Source organism: Bradyrhizobium tunisiense, from assembly GCF_042263385.1.
GTDB lineage: Bacteria > Pseudomonadota > Alphaproteobacteria > Rhizobiales > Xanthobacteraceae > Bradyrhizobium > Bradyrhizobium tunisiense.
This window is the reverse complement of the sequence record NZ_JBHLEV010000004.1, coordinates 116,748-130,451: the sequence shown is the minus strand read 5'-3', so window position 1 is coordinate 130,451 and position 13,704 is coordinate 116,748. Positions and strand designations below refer to the sequence as shown.

Annotated in this window: 16 protein-coding genes; 3 read left to right on the top strand and 13 right to left on the bottom strand. The window is 62.6% G+C overall.

The genetic code is table 11. The annotated features are described in order from the left end of the window. Positions 1-41 precede the first annotated feature (41 nt). Positions 42-929: a hypothetical protein gene (locus ACFDR6_RS19440; RefSeq protein ID WP_212080944.1), complete on the top strand. Its 888-nt coding sequence runs from the start codon at positions 42-44 to the stop codon at positions 927-929. Positions 930-933: 4 nt separating this feature from the next. On the opposite strand, the gene ACFDR6_RS19435 is transcribed toward ACFDR6_RS19440, so the two are convergent. From ACFDR6_RS19435 to ACFDR6_RS19385, 11 genes are all read right to left on the bottom strand, one after another. Further along, a complete protein-coding gene (locus tag ACFDR6_RS19435) occupies positions 934-1,113 on the bottom strand; it encodes a hypothetical protein (RefSeq protein ID WP_212080943.1) in 180 nt (59 codons plus the stop codon). Next, on the bottom strand, positions 1,110-1,334 hold the full coding sequence (locus ACFDR6_RS19430) for a hypothetical protein (protein ID WP_212080942.1): 225 nt from the start codon (positions 1,332-1,334) through the stop codon (positions 1,110-1,112). The genes ACFDR6_RS19435 and ACFDR6_RS19430 overlap by 4 nt, the downstream gene beginning before the upstream one ends. A 280-nt stretch (positions 1,335-1,614) precedes the next feature. Then, a complete protein-coding gene (locus tag ACFDR6_RS19425) occupies positions 1,615-2,061 on the bottom strand; it encodes a hypothetical protein (RefSeq protein ID WP_375859189.1) in 447 nt (148 codons plus the stop codon). A 7-nt stretch (positions 2,062-2,068) separates the two neighbouring features. Beyond that, positions 2,069-2,986, bottom strand: coding sequence for a DUF2950 domain-containing protein (locus tag ACFDR6_RS19420; protein ID WP_375859188.1), 918 nt, complete (start codon positions 2,984-2,986; stop codon positions 2,069-2,071). Next, a complete protein-coding gene (locus ACFDR6_RS19415) occupies positions 2,983-4,641 on the bottom strand; it encodes a DUF3300 domain-containing protein (protein ID WP_375859187.1) in 1,659 nt (552 codons plus the stop codon). Before ACFDR6_RS19415 ends, ACFDR6_RS19420 begins: the two co-directional genes overlap by 4 nt. Positions 4,642-4,754: 113 nt before the next feature. Further along, positions 4,755-6,659, bottom strand: coding sequence for an ATP-binding protein (locus tag ACFDR6_RS19410; protein WP_375859186.1), 1,905 nt, complete (start codon positions 6,657-6,659; stop codon positions 4,755-4,757). Between the two features lie 93 nt (positions 6,660-6,752). Further along, positions 6,753-7,040 (bottom strand): hypothetical protein, encoded by a 288-nt coding sequence (locus ACFDR6_RS19405; protein ID WP_212080937.1) that lies wholly within the window; start codon positions 7,038-7,040, stop codon positions 6,753-6,755. Beyond that, positions 7,037-7,825 (bottom strand): DUF2092 domain-containing protein, encoded by a 789-nt coding sequence (locus ACFDR6_RS19400; protein WP_375859185.1) that lies wholly within the window; start codon positions 7,823-7,825, stop codon positions 7,037-7,039. The genes ACFDR6_RS19405 and ACFDR6_RS19400 overlap by 4 nt, the downstream gene beginning before the upstream one ends. Positions 7,826-7,906: 81 nt before the next feature. Beyond that, positions 7,907-8,320 carry a hypothetical protein gene (locus ACFDR6_RS19395; protein WP_375847635.1) on the bottom strand — a complete coding sequence of 138 codons (414 nt, stop codon included), beginning with the start codon at positions 8,318-8,320 and terminating at the stop codon, positions 7,907-7,909. A 22-nt stretch (positions 8,321-8,342) separates the two neighbouring features. Next, complete coding sequence (locus ACFDR6_RS19390; RefSeq protein WP_317240631.1) at positions 8,343-9,575, bottom strand: HlyD family secretion protein; 1,233 nt, start codon at positions 9,573-9,575, stop codon at positions 8,343-8,345. After that, a complete protein-coding gene (locus tag ACFDR6_RS19385) occupies positions 9,568-9,978 on the bottom strand; it encodes a hypothetical protein (protein ID WP_375859559.1) in 411 nt (136 codons plus the stop codon). Before ACFDR6_RS19385 ends, ACFDR6_RS19390 begins: the two co-directional genes overlap by 8 nt. Before the next feature lie 185 nt (positions 9,979-10,163). Here ACFDR6_RS19385 and ACFDR6_RS19380 point away from each other — a divergent pair, with 185 nt between their 5' ends. Continuing rightward, positions 10,164-10,616, top strand: coding sequence for a hypothetical protein (locus tag ACFDR6_RS19380; RefSeq protein ID WP_212080932.1), 453 nt, complete (start codon positions 10,164-10,166; stop codon positions 10,614-10,616). A gap of 28 nt (positions 10,617-10,644) precedes the next feature. Beyond that, the gene (ppk2, locus tag ACFDR6_RS19375) at positions 10,645-11,445 is read left to right on the top strand and encodes a polyphosphate kinase 2 (RefSeq protein ID WP_212080931.1); all 801 of its coding nucleotides are present in this window, start codon (positions 10,645-10,647) and stop codon (positions 11,443-11,445) included. A 71-nt stretch (positions 11,446-11,516) separates the two neighbouring features. Here the strand turns inward: ppk2 and ACFDR6_RS19370 are convergent, their stop codons facing one another. Together ACFDR6_RS19370 and ACFDR6_RS19365 are read right to left on the bottom strand one after the other, a co-directional pair. Beyond that, complete coding sequence (locus ACFDR6_RS19370) at positions 11,517-11,951, bottom strand: hypothetical protein (RefSeq protein WP_126259941.1); 435 nt, start codon at positions 11,949-11,951, stop codon at positions 11,517-11,519. A gap of 33 nt (positions 11,952-11,984) precedes the next feature. Then, positions 11,985-13,685: an aspartate:alanine exchanger family transporter gene (locus tag ACFDR6_RS19365; protein WP_375859184.1), complete on the bottom strand. Its 1,701-nt coding sequence runs from the start codon at positions 13,683-13,685 to the stop codon at positions 11,985-11,987. Positions 13,686-13,704 lie beyond the last annotated feature (19 nt).

Genomic DNA, 13,704 nt, shown 5'->3' with positions numbered 1-13,704 from the left:
GCTCTAATATGCACTCCAGCCCCCAGCCAGAGTGCCCATCCATGCCGCAACAATTCGACCGATCCGCAGAAGATCTCGGCAATGCCATCCATTTCGAGCACGTCAACATCCAGGTTCCGGATCAGCGCCTCGCCACCCTGTTCTACGTCGCGGGGCTCGGACTGACCCGCGATCCCTTTCTGATGGTGTCGGACACCAACATGTGGATCAACGCCGGACGAAGCCAGTTTCACCTGCCGAGCGGCAAGCCGCAGGTGCTGCGGGGCCATATCGGGCTCGTCATCGCGGGCCGCGAGGCGCTGCTGGGGCGGCTGGCGTCAGTCGCGAAGAAGCTCGAGGGCACTGCCTTCGCCTTCGCCGAGCGCAACGACCACGTCGAGGCGATCTGTCCGTGGGGCAACCGCCTGCGCTGCTACGAGCCCGACGCCGCGCGCTTCGGGCGCATCGCGCTCGGCATTCCCTATGTCGAGCTCGACGTGCCCGTGGGATCGGCGCGCGGCATCTGCGCCTTCTACCCCGAGATCATGGGCATGCCATCGGAGCTGTGGAATGGCGACGGCACGGTCGCCGCCGTGAAGACGGGCCGCAACCAGCATCTGCTGTTCCGCGAGACCGATCAGCCGCAGCGCGACTATGATGGGCATCATTTGCAGATGTACATCACCGACTTCTCCGGCCCGTATCGAAAGCTCCTGGCGCGCAAGCTGGTCTCCCGCGAGGACAATCAATACCAGTACCGGTTCTGCGACATCGTCGACCTCGACAGCGGCAAGCCGCTGTTCACGGTCGAGCACGAGGTGCGCAGCGCCACCCATCCGATGTTCATGCGGCCGATGGTCAATCGCAATCCCGCGCTCAATAACCGGAATTACGCGTACGGCCACGACCAGTCGCTCTGGGCGATGGGACCGGACCAATACGAGGGGTAGCTCCTCACGCCGCCGATCGATCCACCAAGCCGTGTTGGAGCGAATCGAGCAAGCGCTGCTCGCGCTCGATCCGGGCGCGATAGAGCTCGCGTTCGCTCTCGCTTCTGGCACCGGCCAGCAACATGCGGTAGTGCCCGATCACCTTTTCGCTGCCGCGGATGAGGAGGTTGCGGACGTCACTCATCGTTCCGCTCCCGCAGCAGTGGAAACCGATGGCATGTTCGGAAGGCTGAAGGCGACCGGGAAGACGTCGGCGGCGAGAGCCTCGAGCGCGGCCTGCTCCTCGGCGAGACGTCGTTCGATAAACTGGCGCTCAATGTCCGACAGCCTGGTCTTCAGCAGGCGTCGATAACGAGACAAATTATTGCGGTGCGCGCGGATGCGGGCGAAATCCTGATCGAGCATCGTCGTCACTCCTGACGGTCTTTCACGGGTCCTTTTCGATTTTGCGGTGCAGGAAGAAACATCTTCCGGCGCAAAAAATATTCAGGCGCGCGCCCCTGTCAAGGCGCTGCTTCGCCGCCCCTTCGACCGCGCCGGCGCCCCCTCGAAAAACTTCTCGCGACCCCTCTTGCAAGGTCCTTGCGCTGCTCCAATTCGTTTTTCGCCGCGAGAGCGGTGCGCCGGATGCCCAGTCCGGGTCCGGCGCGCGGAGCGCCCTTCGCAAGCCCAATCTCCGTACACCTCATCTGAAGCTTATGGTAATCGCGCTGATGTTGGCCGCGAGTTCGAGGCCTGCTTTTGGTCCCCGCAGAACCATGCTCACGCCCTTCTCGTTGCGGAGCTGGACGCCGTTGGCGCCGCCGACAAGGGCAAAGCCGCCGCCGACAGAACTGTAAGTGCCGGCGAAATCACTGACGTCGCGGATGCCTGAGGCCCAGCCGTCGAGCCGGCCAATGGTGGCTCCGGCGGTGATGCCGAAGCTCATGCCGATGATCTTGAACGGATAGGTCTTGCCGCGATAGGTCAGCACGCCGCTGCCGGCACCGCCGCCGACCAGGAGGCCGGCCTTGACGATCCTGGCGTGGACGTGACCGGCGGCCTGCGCGAAGGATTGCGTACACGGCGCGACAAGGGCGAGCACCAGCACGAACATCGCGACGAGGGGCGATGCGCGCCCTCGCAGCATCATTCGCCGTTCAAGGTTTGGCGGCATCGACCTTTTTCCAGGTCTGATCGGGATTGAACAGCGTAGTACGCGAGGCGACGAAATCGGTGCGGTTGCCAAGATCCTTCTCGTAGACGGTGCCGGTATGGTTGACCAGGAAGGTCTTCACGCCGGAATTGCCGTACTCCGCAGGCCACGCAATCAACGCGAAACCGCCGATCATCTTGCCTTTGACGACATAATTGAGCGCGCCGCCGGGCGCGTCAGGGCCTTGTCCCTTCAAGATGTGGAAATAGTAGCCATGATACGGTGCAGGACCGGCATCGCCGCCGCGATAGCCCTCCTTCGAAGCCTCGGCCACGAGCGCGCCGAGCGGGCTCGGATCGCTGTCGTCACGCCAGAACAGGCCGTCCTTCTTGCCGGGTGAAGAAACGATGCGCTGCGCGTAGACGCCGGCGCCCTCGCCCCGGTCCTTGTCGGCATACTCGTTCTGGGCATCGACAAAAGCCAGCGCGGTCTGGATCGCATCGAGCTCGTTGCGGCCGATGCGGCGGCGAAGCACCTCGATCCGTCCCTCGTCGGTGTCGAACTCCCAGCCGGTCTTGGTGTTGACCAGCGGAATCGGGAACGGGAAATCGTCCTGCCCCAGCATCAGGGTCGCGGTCTTGTTGCCCTCGGCCTTGATGCCGTGCTTGGCATCATACATCGACAGGAAGCGCTGGCGTATGTTGTCGTCGGCAACCTCATCGCCGGAGAAGACGATGTCCTCGGCCGCCTTGCCGAGCACCTTCAGGATATCGCGCGGTCCGCTCTTGACCGCGGCTGCAAGTGCCGTAGCTGCGTCCTCCGGTGTCTTGTAGGACTGCTGTGCCTGTGCTGCGGAGCCAAGCAGCGCCAGGGCCATGATGCCCGGCAACAAGGCGCGACGAAACGATGTCAGGCCTATCATGGCGTCACCTCCGCAGGAATCCTCGCACCGCCGTCGATCCAGTCGCGGTAAGTGCTGAATTTCAGACCAAGCTTCTCGTAATGAACCCGCAGATACCCGTCGCTGCCGCGCGTCACGGCGTTCGGCGCAACTTGTTCGACCTCCTGCGCCATGACGCCGACATAGGCCTTGTCGCTCCCGATATAGCTGAAGCGATAATAGCCGAGCCCACTGCCGAGATGGCCGAGCAGGACGACATCATGCTTCAGCGCGATGTCCGAGCGCCGCCCACCGCCGCCACCGCGGCCGCCTCCTCCGCCACCGCGGAATCCGCCACCACCGCCCATCGACATTCCGCCGCCGCCACGGCCGGCCATGCTCGGTCCGCCACCGCCGCGCGGCATGCTCGCCATGCTGGATCGTCCACGCGTCGACGCCGCAGCCGCGGAGCGGCCGGACGAGACGTTCATCGCGCCGCCGCGATTTCCGCCGCCGCCGCGGTTGGCCGCACCGCCGCCCGCGCGATTTGCAGCCTTCGCACGATCGCCGCCGCCCTTGGCCCGGTTGCCGGCACCCTTGGCGCGATCACTCGCAGCGGCTCGATCGCCGCCGCCCGGCCGGTCTCGCGTACCCGCACCGGCGCGATCACCTGCTCCCGGACGATCGCCGCGGTCTCCAGCGCGGTCTCCGGCCCGGTCACCCGCGCGATCTCCCGCACCCTGGCTCGGACGCAGCACCTGATTGCCGTCACGGCCTCGGAAATCCATTCGATCCGACGCGCCGGCTTTCAGATTGTTGTTGCCGAAACGCTGCTGAACGTTGGTGTTGTTGTAGCGCACGCCCTGACGATGTGCCGGATTGTGCTGCCAGCCGTTGCCGATGTTGGTGGTGCGATGATTGACGTAGACGTTCCGGTTGCCCCAATTGCAGCCGCCGCCCCAGTAATTGCCCCAGCGTCCGATCGCCCAGGCGGTGCCGAAGGCAATGCCGGCCGCCACCATGCCGGCGCCAATATAGGACGGGTAGCCCCAGTAATAGGGCGGGTACTCCGCATAGGGCCAGCCGCCGTAGACCGTCGCGGGATCGTAATACGGCACGTACATCGCCGAGGGATCGGCCTGCTGGATGACGACGACCTGCTTGCCCTCCTGAGACTGGACGCTGACCTTCTGCTGCTTCGTCGTGACCAGCTTCTTGTTGTCGTAGGCCTTGTTGCGCAGGCGTTGGATCGCGTCCATCACGTCCGCCTGCTGCGCGAGGAAGGCGTCACCGAGCTTCTTGGTCCATTCGAGCTGGTCGCTCATCATGGTCAGGACGTCGGCGGTGCTGCTGAGCGCCTTGACGCTGTCGTCCCAGGCCTGCTTGTCCACCTGGGTCTTCAACGCATCGCCCTTCAGGGCCTTGTGCTGCTTCAACCAGCGGTCCGCTTGCACAACCTCGAGCGGATAGGTCGCGGCCGCCAGCACGTTGGCGAGCAGTTCGTCGGGATAGAGGGCGATCGGCGCGACCAGCGCCTCAAGCTGCTCAGGCTTCAACAGGTCTACGGTCGGAGCTGGCGGAACGGCGGGCTGGGCCTGTGTGCTCGGCAGCACCGGCGCTGGGGTCTGCGCCGTCGCTGCAACGGGAACCGCAACGACCAATGCAAGCGCCATAAAAGTCTTACAGCAGCGAAACATTACTCCCTCCATCGCACGTTCGATCGGGAGGATCGGGCTGGCCGTCGGACGTTTGTTGATCGAGATCAATGAAATGGCGTCCCGCTTTCGGCGCGCCACGATGATGGTTTCAGCTACCTGCGCACGATCGGGAGCCGGATCGTGAAAAGCGCCCCACCTGAGGATCGGTTCGCGGCAGAGATTGTGCCGCCATGGGCCTCGACGATGGTCCTTGCGATCGCAAGCCCGATGCCCATCCCTTGCGGCTTGGTGGTGAAAAACGGATCGAAGACCTTTGCGAGATCGGAGGCCGCGATTCCCGGCCCGGTGTCGGCGACTGTGATCTCGGCGTGGGCGCCGGCCTGTACGGTGCTCACGCTGACCTCGCGTTTGACCGTTTCCGCATCCGAAATCGCGTCCATCGCATTGATGATCAGATTGAGGATGACCTGCTGGAGCTGGACGGGGTCGCCCTTGACGTGGAGATCAAAAACGGCCGGCATGTAGGTCAATGCGATCCTCCGTCCGTTGGCGAGGGCAACGACAAGCCCAATCGCGTCGCGCACTGTCGCGTTGAGCTCGATATCCCGGACCTCGAACGGCGTCTTCCTCAAAACGCTGCGCAACCTGCGGATCACCTCGCTCGCCCGCTGATCGTCGCGCCTGATATCGGCGAGGATCTCGCCGATCTCCTCCAGGTTGGGCGAGGCGCCCTTCAGCATGAGCTCTGCGGTTTCGGCATTTGTGAGGATCGAGCCGAGTGGTTGGTTCAGCTCGTGCGCGATCGAGGCCGTCAGCTCGCCGGCGGCCGCATAACGGTTGACGTGGGCAAGCTCGGCAAGTCGCTGGCGTGATTCGATCTCGGCATGTTGGCGGCGCCTGCGCTCGTGCAGCAGACCACCGATCAGGCCGGTCTGCACCAGGATCACGCTCGCCAACAGCAGGACCTGCCACCTGTACCTTTCCCAGAAAGTCGGCTCGCGGAAAAGGATTTCGCTGCCAGGCGGCAAATTGCTTTCACTGATGCGCCAGCGCTGAAGCTCCCGCCAATCGTATTTCGGCGGCGCAAATCCGATCGGCGGATAGGTGATGTTGGCCGGCTTCTCGCCGCCGAGGATCTTCATCACGGCGTTGACGGTCTTTGAAGTCGTTTCGGAGACCGAATGCATCGGACCTCCGACCGTGCTGCTGCCGAAGAACGGCTCCTGGTAGGAAAAGATCGGCGCATTCGCGACGGCATGAAGGCTCTGCAGGGCGATGTCGCCTTCGTGCATGATGCCCGCGGCGTCCACCGACATCAGCCCCCAGAACAAGACGGTATGCTCTGGTAGCGTCGACGCACGCTTGAGGATATTGTCGAATGGCAGGTCGGAGTACCAAACGAGGTCGATCCGGCCCTCCAACGGCTTCAATTCTCGCTTCACCTCCTCGATCCAGAACCTCTCCAGCGGCGAGGCACCGATCACGACGGCCACCGTCGTGGTATTGGGAAGGAGCTGGAGAATGTTGTTGAACGCGGCCACGAAATCGTTGCGGACTGCAACGACGACGTCGCGGTCGGTGAGATCAACAGGATTTACCAGCCGCTGCTCGACGACCGCCACCACGGTCGGTGTGTCGGGAAACAGCTTCCCTCTATACTGCTGCACGAACCGCGCGGCAGGTGCGCCGACGCTCACCACGATGTCGGGCAGCGCCCCCTGATAGAGCGAGCTGAGATACTCGACGAAAGGCGCTTCCGGACCTGGATTGTTGAAGCGTGCCGTGAGCAACGTGTGCTCCTGGATGTCGAGCGGCCAAGGCGATTGCCGTTCGAGCTCGGCCTTGATGCTCCGCGCATACTCGCTCCAGGGGCGGAATTCCCGCCCGAAGGAATGCAGCAGCAGCACGCGCTTCAGCTCGCGATAGCGAGGTTCGCCAAGCTGAACGGCACCGGCCGGCCCAGACGGAATGCATGAAGCCAGGATCAGGCCGAACCACAGCAAGATCGCCGTGGCCCGCCCGAATTTGACGGCCCGATTGGTCCCGCTCGCGCTCATCATCATTCCCGCGCGGGCTCGAACGCCGCTCTCCGGTGGAGTTCTAGCGGAAATTGCATAGTGCCACCAGGGTCCGCGCGACTGCAACTCGTCTCAGCAGCGCGTGACGACGCGTCCGTAAGCATCGACGACCTGAACGCAGGACGATCCGTAGTAGGCTCCGGCCGCGCCCGCCGCGACGCCAGCCCCAACCACCGCCCGCCGCGTCGTCCGCCGGGCCACACCGGCATAGCTCATCGGTGTCAGCGGCCGGCCCACCCTGGCCTGAGCCTCCGCAAGGAAGCCGCGGTCGAAGACGGGGCCTGTGTCATTCCAGAACAGGCCGGCAGCAAAGGCGGTTGCCGCCGAAGTGCCGATCAACAGTTTCCGCAACATGATCATTTCTTGGCTCCTGGAGGTGTGCCGGGGGGAAGTTCGTCGAATTCGGTCATCGCCACCGAATCCAGTGTCACCTTGGTCGCCCCCACGGGCGCCTTGAAGACGAACGTGTCGGGATCGGCGAAGGCGTCGGTCTTCCAATCCTTGATGCGCAGCGTGTATTGGGGCGCCCCTGTCAGCGTCTTGCTGGTGATCACGTATTTGCGGGGCACCGGACTGGCGCCGATCTCGATCCAGATCTGCCAATCGGTGTCGGCTGTACGGAATGCCAGATGTTCGCACTCGACGCCGTCAACCACGCCGTGGCCGATATGCTTGCCCTCCATCGCGGTCTGCACCAGTTCTTCGTAGGCATTGGAGAGCAACAGATCGGTGCCTGGCATGGCTGCGCCCGACGAGGCCTGAAGCGTGTCGATCACCTTGTCCACCGTGTCGGGCGCATCTGCCTGCATGTAGGACTTGGCGCCGTTTCCGTAGAGCGACACCGTCTTGCCGTCATAGACCAGCTCGACGTCGGCGTAACCGCCGGTGCGCCTGACCCGCAACTTGTCGGGCCTGCTCAGCTTGAATTGGCCGGAGCTCGCGAACTGGATCTTCTGAAGCTCAGGTGTAATGATCTCAATATCGCTGTCGAACGAAGCCGACAGGGTTTTCTGGCCCGCCAGATAGTCGGTCATCGACTTGAGGATCTTCGCCGGATCATCAGCGCGGGCCGGTGAAATGGCGGCGAGCAGCAGGGCCGTGCCGACTGCTCCAATTGCGGTTCGTCTGGTTGCTGCTTGGCTCATGCAATCCTCCCGAGGTGACGGAATTCAACGCATCCTGTGCGCCTCATTGCTTGACATGAATCAAGCGAAGCGAACTTGTCGCTATCTGGCAGGGCAACGTTGATAGCGAATTTCCATGTCTTCCATGCCCGGGAAGAGGCGAGCGAGACTGTTCGCATCCAGCTCTTTCAAACTGAATTGAATACTTGAAAGCATCATGTCGGTGGCGCAGGTCGCGATCAGGTTGACGTTCGCTCCGCTGTCCTTCCTTGTCTTGATCCGGCAGCGCGCAAACTTGCCGATGATCTGGTCACCGTCGATGATGAAGCCGCCGCCATAGGCATCCGACATGTCGGTAAAGCCAAGCTGCGCACCCTTGCGTTCAAACACCTTGGCGCAATTGTCGGCGTCGCTGACCCACGCCCCATTAAGGTCCAAGGCATCAGAGCGACCAGACATGAGAGGCAGCGAGAGCAAAAATGTCGCGCCGAGCAACATTAAATAATGTGAGCTCATTCGATTGGCCTTTCTTGCGCCCTCAATGGCCGCTGAACACCAGGGTCTGGATCGGAAGCAGTAACGCCTGGATGCGCAGCAAGAGCGCGTGGACCAGGCCGACGCCGTCGACGACATGTAGCGCGATCTTCCGGCTGGTCGACGTATCCTTGGCCGAGATTTCCTCGTGATTGCTGGTGTAGGCATTGACGATGCAGCTACTGCCCGGCGTTACGCCCTCGAGCCCGCCCTTGTAGAGCGGCTCGAGGAACACCAAAATCGTGCCGGGTCGAACGTTGTTCTGAGCCTCGATCAACTGCTCGCCGGACCGAAACTGTCCGGCGGCGATATAATCCTGCACGGTCGTGATCACGAGTGGGATGATGACCCAAGGCTTCGAGATGCAGGTTGCTTCCGCCACCATACCTTCCTTCATCACTTGCGCTTCGATCTGGCCGAAACCGGCCTGCAACGCCTTGCGACCGGCGCCCTCCGGAACGAGCACCCCCGCCGGCCGCATCAGCTGGTTGACGACGTCGCCGGAGCGAATGAGGAACTGCTCGACCCTTCCGTCCACGCCGGCGCGCACGAAGGTCTTGTCGAGATCGACCTGGGCCTGATCGAGCGCGGCTTCCGCACTGGCTTTCTGCGCCGGCAACAAGGTGGATACCTGCAGCGAGGCGGATTGCCGCGCTGCCGTGGCCGCGTCCAGGCTGAACTGGCGCTGATCGAGCAGCACCTGGAGCTTCTCGATGTCGCGCTGCGGAACGATTCCGGGATTGCGGCGCTGCAGCTCGGTCTTGACGTCGAGCTCGTCCTTGGCCTGCTGATAATTGGCCTTCGCCTCACCGATCTGCGCGTCGGCCTTGACGACCTCCGACTGCGCCGCCTGCACGGCTGCATCGACCTCCGCGATCTTTCGCTTCGCAGTCTCGTACGCGGCCTGCTGCTTCGAACTATCGAGCGTGAACAGGACGTCGCCCTTCTTCACGGGAGCGCTGAAGCCCACCTTCACGTCAGCCACGCGGCCCGAGCCCTCGGGTAGGATCGGCACTGTGCGAAAATACAGCGTTGCCGACGACGTCGCCGGGTGGAAGTAGAAGATCATCGTGATCAGCGACACCGTCAGCATCAGGCAGCCGGTGATGCCCCAACGGAGCTCGTACCAGATCGAGAAGAAGGTGATCTCCTTGCCGAAGCGCTTGCCCTGGGCGTAGCGGCGGTAGAGATAGTCGGGCAGGATGGTGACGAGGGAGCAAATCATGAGCTCAAGCATGATCGCGCTCCTTCTCCCGCTCGGGACTGACCACCGGTGGGCGCGTCGGACGTGGTTGCTCAGGCTCCTCTTCATCAGGCGCCGCGTCGGCGATCTTCTCGACGGAATTGGCGATGCTGCGCAACGGCGTGCCGAAATCTGGAATATCGATCATCGCGAGCAACAGCCCAGCAATCCAGAAGACGTGCATGTGCGTGAACAGCGAAATGATTCCCAGCACCGCGACAATTTCGAATTGCAGCTTCTGCGACTTGTGCGCCATACGCTCCGGCAGGCTGTGTAGGCGCCAGTAGAGCGTGCCGACCCACATCACGGTGCCGATCAGGAACACGCCCATCACGACCATCAGCGTGTCGGTTCCGCTTGCCGGTGCGACGTAGAAGGGAAGATGATGCGGGGCCATCGGATGAAGCTGCTCGCCCAATATAATCTCCCACAAGCGACCGAGCCGACCGCGGCCCTTTCCGGTCACGATCATTCGCTGGCAGAGGGCACCTCTTGATCTGGATCAAGGGAGCGTCTCCACCGGGACCTAGCCTTCGGTCAGCGCATAAGTGGACACACGCCCAAAGCAGGGAGCCGTCAGTCATGCCTGGCCTCGATGATCTCATTCCCAATGCCACTCAGATTCGGAAGGAAGCTGCCCTCAAGGAGGCCGAGAAGGCCGACGCCTACGCGCGCGCCGCTGCGGCCGCCGAGGCGGAGAAGCGCGCACTGATTGAACGGCTCAGCAAGCCCTCCGGCAAGACCGAGGAGGAGAAAATCAAGCTGGCCTCGACCATCATCCAGCGTGCGGTACGGAACGGCCTGACCGAGGTCCAGGTCTATCGCTTCCCCAACTCGCTGTGCACCGACAAGGGCCGGGCCATCAACCAGATGGAAAAGGGCTGGGAGAACACGCTCACCGGCATTCCCAAGGAGATATTCCAGCTCTGGACCGACTACCTCAAGCCGCGCGGCTATCGCATCGCGTATCAGATCATCGACTTTCCCGGCGGCGTGCCGGGCGATATCGGTGTCGTCATCTCCTGGGGGGATTGAGTGCCACTCGAACTGATGAGAGGACCGGATGGCAAAGGACGAGCCCGCGGAGCGAATGAAGCGGAAGGACTATGAGAAGCAACTGGAGAAGCTCCAGATCGAGCTTTGCCATCTTCAGGAATGGGTCAAGGCCCAGAAACTAAAGGTGATCATCATCTTTGAAGGCCGCGACGCCGCTGGCAAGGGCGGAACGATCAAGGCATTGACCGAGAAGGTGAGCCCCCGCGTGTTCCGCGTTTGCGCCCTGCCCGCGCCCTCCGACCGGCAGAAGTCCCAGCTCTTCATGCAACGCTATATCGAACAATTTCCGGCCGGAGGCGAAATCGTAATCTTCGACCGCAGCTGGTACAACCGCGCCGGCGTTGAATATGTCATGGGCTTCTGCTCGCCCACCGAGCACAAGCGTTTCCTGGAATTGTGCCCTCTGGTCGAGAAATTTGCGGTCGACGCCGGCATCGTCCTAATCAAGCTGTGGCTGGAGGTCGGGATGGAGGAACAGGAGCTTCGCTTCCAGGCGCGCATCGAGGATCCGCTGCGACAATGGAAGCTGAGCCCGATGGATACCGAGTCGTTCGGCCGCTGGTACGACTATTCCCGCGCGCGCGACATGATGTTCGAGGCAACCGACACCAAGCATGCGCCGTGGCGACTGATCCGCTCCGACGACAAGCGGCGCGCGCGCCTCAACGCTATCTCGCACATCCTGCAAACCATTCCCTACAAGAAGATCAAAAGGGAGAAGGTCAACCTGCCTTCGCGGTCGCATAAGGGACGCTATAACGACCAGGCCAGTCTGCGTGGACTGAAATTCGTTGAAGAGCGATATTGACGCGTATGGCTCCCGAGATGAAACGGGCTGCGGTGACGCAGCCCGTTTTGTCGTGAGCCCGTTTGCTCTGCCTACTTCAGACGGATCGTGACGCCGCCGACCGCAGCCGAGACTTCCGCCCCGATTTTCGGACCACTGAGTTGAAGAATCACGCCATTGGCGTTCTGAAGCTGCACGGCGCCTGCACCCGCTGCGACAGCCCCGCCTGCTCCGCCCACGGCGTAGGAACCTTCAATCGATGCCGGCCCCCTGAGATTGAGGGCCCGACCCACGAACTTGGTCGTGGAGGCACCGATTGTGAAGCCCACGCTCATGCCCGAGACAGTGAACGGATACTTCTTGCCCCGGTACAGCAACACGCCCTCGCCGCCACCGACGCCGACGATGAAGCCGCCCTTGGTGAACACGACGGCGACCTGGCCAGTGTCGGCACGCGATGGCGTGCTGAAACCGGCAACGACCGCGAGCGAGGTAGCCAGGACGGCGCCGATAGCAAGCTTTCTCATGATGTCACTTCCCCTTTTTGGTTGTCGCGCCGTTCATTGAGCCAGGATCATTGCGAAGTAGCCGAACACAGTGAGCAGGATGCCCGAGACGGCATAGGCGACCGGGAATCCGATCCAGGGTACCGTGCTCTGGATTTCTACCGCCGCTTCACGACATGGCCCGGAATGCGACCGAGCGCCGGCAACGCCGCCCATCAGCACGGCCGGGTTGATCTTGAAGACATGGAAGCCGATCGCCCAGACGATGAACGGAGGGATCGTGCAGGCGATGAAGCCGGCGATGAATATCTTCAAGGCAATCGCGCCGGTGAGTTGCGCCAGGAGTCCGGCACCGGCATTGATGCCGACGATGGACACGAAGACGACGAGCCCGAGATCCTCCAGCACGTTGCGCGCCGCGTTCGGCGTGTTGCCGAAGAAGCGTAACCGCGACACGATCGAAGATACGATCACGCCGGACAGCAACAGGCCACCGGCATTGCCGAGGCCGATCTTGGCACCGAACGCAGGGAATTCGATCCTGCCGATCAGGAATCCGAGGATCATGCCCACGGCCAGCGTCAACAGGTCGGTCGACGTGTTGGTCCGCGCAATGCGTCCCCACATTTCGCCGAGCTCATTGACGGCCGACTTGAGGCCGACCACCGAGACGATGTCCATCCGTTGCAGCTCGGTCTTGAGACCGGCGGCTAGAGGCACACCGCCACGCTCGACCTTGGTGACCTGCAACTGGCCGGCGATCGCCGTGTCGCGGAAGGATTCAAAGGTCCGTCCGACCATCTCCTTGTTGGTGACAAGAATATCCGCCTGGTCCATGGGAATGCCGAGCGCTGCGGTATCGGCCACCTCGGGCCCGATCAGGCCCATCTTGTCGGTGAGATGCTCGGTCGAGCCGCCGAGTGCGACGACGTCGCCCTTTTGCAGCACCAGATCGGGATCGGCTCCCTGCGGCTCGCCGCCGCGCACCACGTTGACGATGCGGTATTCCGGGTGGATCGAGCGGAATTTGGCGATGCTCATGCCGACCTGCGCCGGATTTTCCAGTCGATAGGCACGCAGACCGAACTGCCGATAACCGGTCAGGCCGCCGCCCTCCAGATCCTTGACGCCGAAGTCCTTCTCGTACTTTTTCGCCGCCGCCTTGGCATCGATGCCCCACCAGCGCGGCAAGTATTTGCAAATCAGGATGATGCCGACGGTACCCCAGATGTAGGTGATACCGTAGGATAGCGCGATCATGCCCGTTGCATCCTCGGGCTTCATGCCTTCAGGCAGCTTGACGACACCCGAGGTGATGGCCTGTTCAGCCGAGCCGATCGCAGCCGACATGGTCTGCGATCCTGCCAACATGCCGCCGGCGGCGCCGGTCGGGAGATCGAAAAGCTTGGCGAAGATGACGACCAGCGCGAGGCCGGCAACGCTCGACACCACCGCCAGGAACACGAACTTGATGCCGTCTCCCCTCAAACTGTTGAGGAAGGAAGGCCCGACCCGCAAGCCGACACCGTACATGAAGAGATAGTAGAACAAGCTCTTGGTGAAATTGTTCAGCTCGAGCTTCACGCCGTAGCTCGAAGACCAGACCGCAAGCCCGGCGCCCACGACGATGGCACCGGCGACCATACCGAGGCCATAGCCCTTGATGCTGGCCCGGCCGATATAAACGGCGAGCCCGACGACGAAGAACAGCAACAGATACGGATTCTGCTGCAAGAATGTAAAGAACGCCTGCATGTTCGTCCCCTCTAACGGC

Coding starts and splice junctions, on each gene's coding strand:
- ACFDR6_RS19435 (WP_212080943.1), bottom strand. CDS start 1,113: ATGAGTGACGTCCGCAACCTCCTCATCCGCGGCAGCGAAAAGGTGATC.
- ACFDR6_RS19405 (WP_212080937.1), bottom strand. CDS start 7,040: ATGATCATGTTGCGGAAACTGTTGATCGGCACTTCGGCGGCAACCGCC.
- ACFDR6_RS19425 (WP_375859189.1), bottom strand. CDS start 2,061: ATGATGCTGCGAGGGCGCGCATCGCCCCTCGTCGCGATGTTCGTGCTG.
- ACFDR6_RS19400 (WP_375859185.1), bottom strand. CDS start 7,825: ATGAGCCAAGCAGCAACCAGACGAACCGCAATTGGAGCAGTCGGCACG.
- ACFDR6_RS19385 (WP_375859559.1), bottom strand. CDS start 9,978: ATGGCCCCGCATCATCTTCCCTTCTACGTCGCACCGGCAAGCGGAACC.
- ACFDR6_RS19430 (WP_212080942.1), bottom strand. CDS start 1,334: ATGCTCGATCAGGATTTCGCCCGCATCCGCGCGCACCGCAATAATTTG.
- ACFDR6_RS19410 (WP_375859186.1), bottom strand. CDS start 6,659: ATGAGCGCGAGCGGGACCAATCGGGCCGTCAAATTCGGGCGGGCCACG.
- ACFDR6_RS19440 (WP_212080944.1), top strand. CDS start 42: ATGCCGCAACAATTCGACCGATCCGCAGAAGATCTCGGCAATGCCATC.
- ACFDR6_RS19420 (WP_375859188.1), bottom strand. CDS start 2,986: ATGATAGGCCTGACATCGTTTCGTCGCGCCTTGTTGCCGGGCATCATG.
- ACFDR6_RS19380 (WP_212080932.1), top strand. CDS start 10,164: ATGCCTGGCCTCGATGATCTCATTCCCAATGCCACTCAGATTCGGAAG.
- ACFDR6_RS19390 (WP_317240631.1), bottom strand. CDS start 9,575: ATGCTTGAGCTCATGATTTGCTCCCTCGTCACCATCCTGCCCGACTAT.
- ACFDR6_RS19365 (WP_375859184.1), bottom strand. CDS start 13,685: ATGCAGGCGTTCTTTACATTCTTGCAGCAGAATCCGTATCTGTTGCTG.
- ACFDR6_RS19395 (WP_375847635.1), bottom strand. CDS start 8,320: ATGAGCTCACATTATTTAATGTTGCTCGGCGCGACATTTTTGCTCTCG.
- ACFDR6_RS19415 (WP_375859187.1), bottom strand. CDS start 4,641: ATGTTTCGCTGCTGTAAGACTTTTATGGCGCTTGCATTGGTCGTTGCG.
- ACFDR6_RS19370 (WP_126259941.1), bottom strand. CDS start 11,951: ATGAGAAAGCTTGCTATCGGCGCCGTCCTGGCTACCTCGCTCGCGGTC.
- ppk2 (WP_212080931.1), top strand. CDS start 10,645: ATGGCAAAGGACGAGCCCGCGGAGCGAATGAAGCGGAAGGACTATGAG.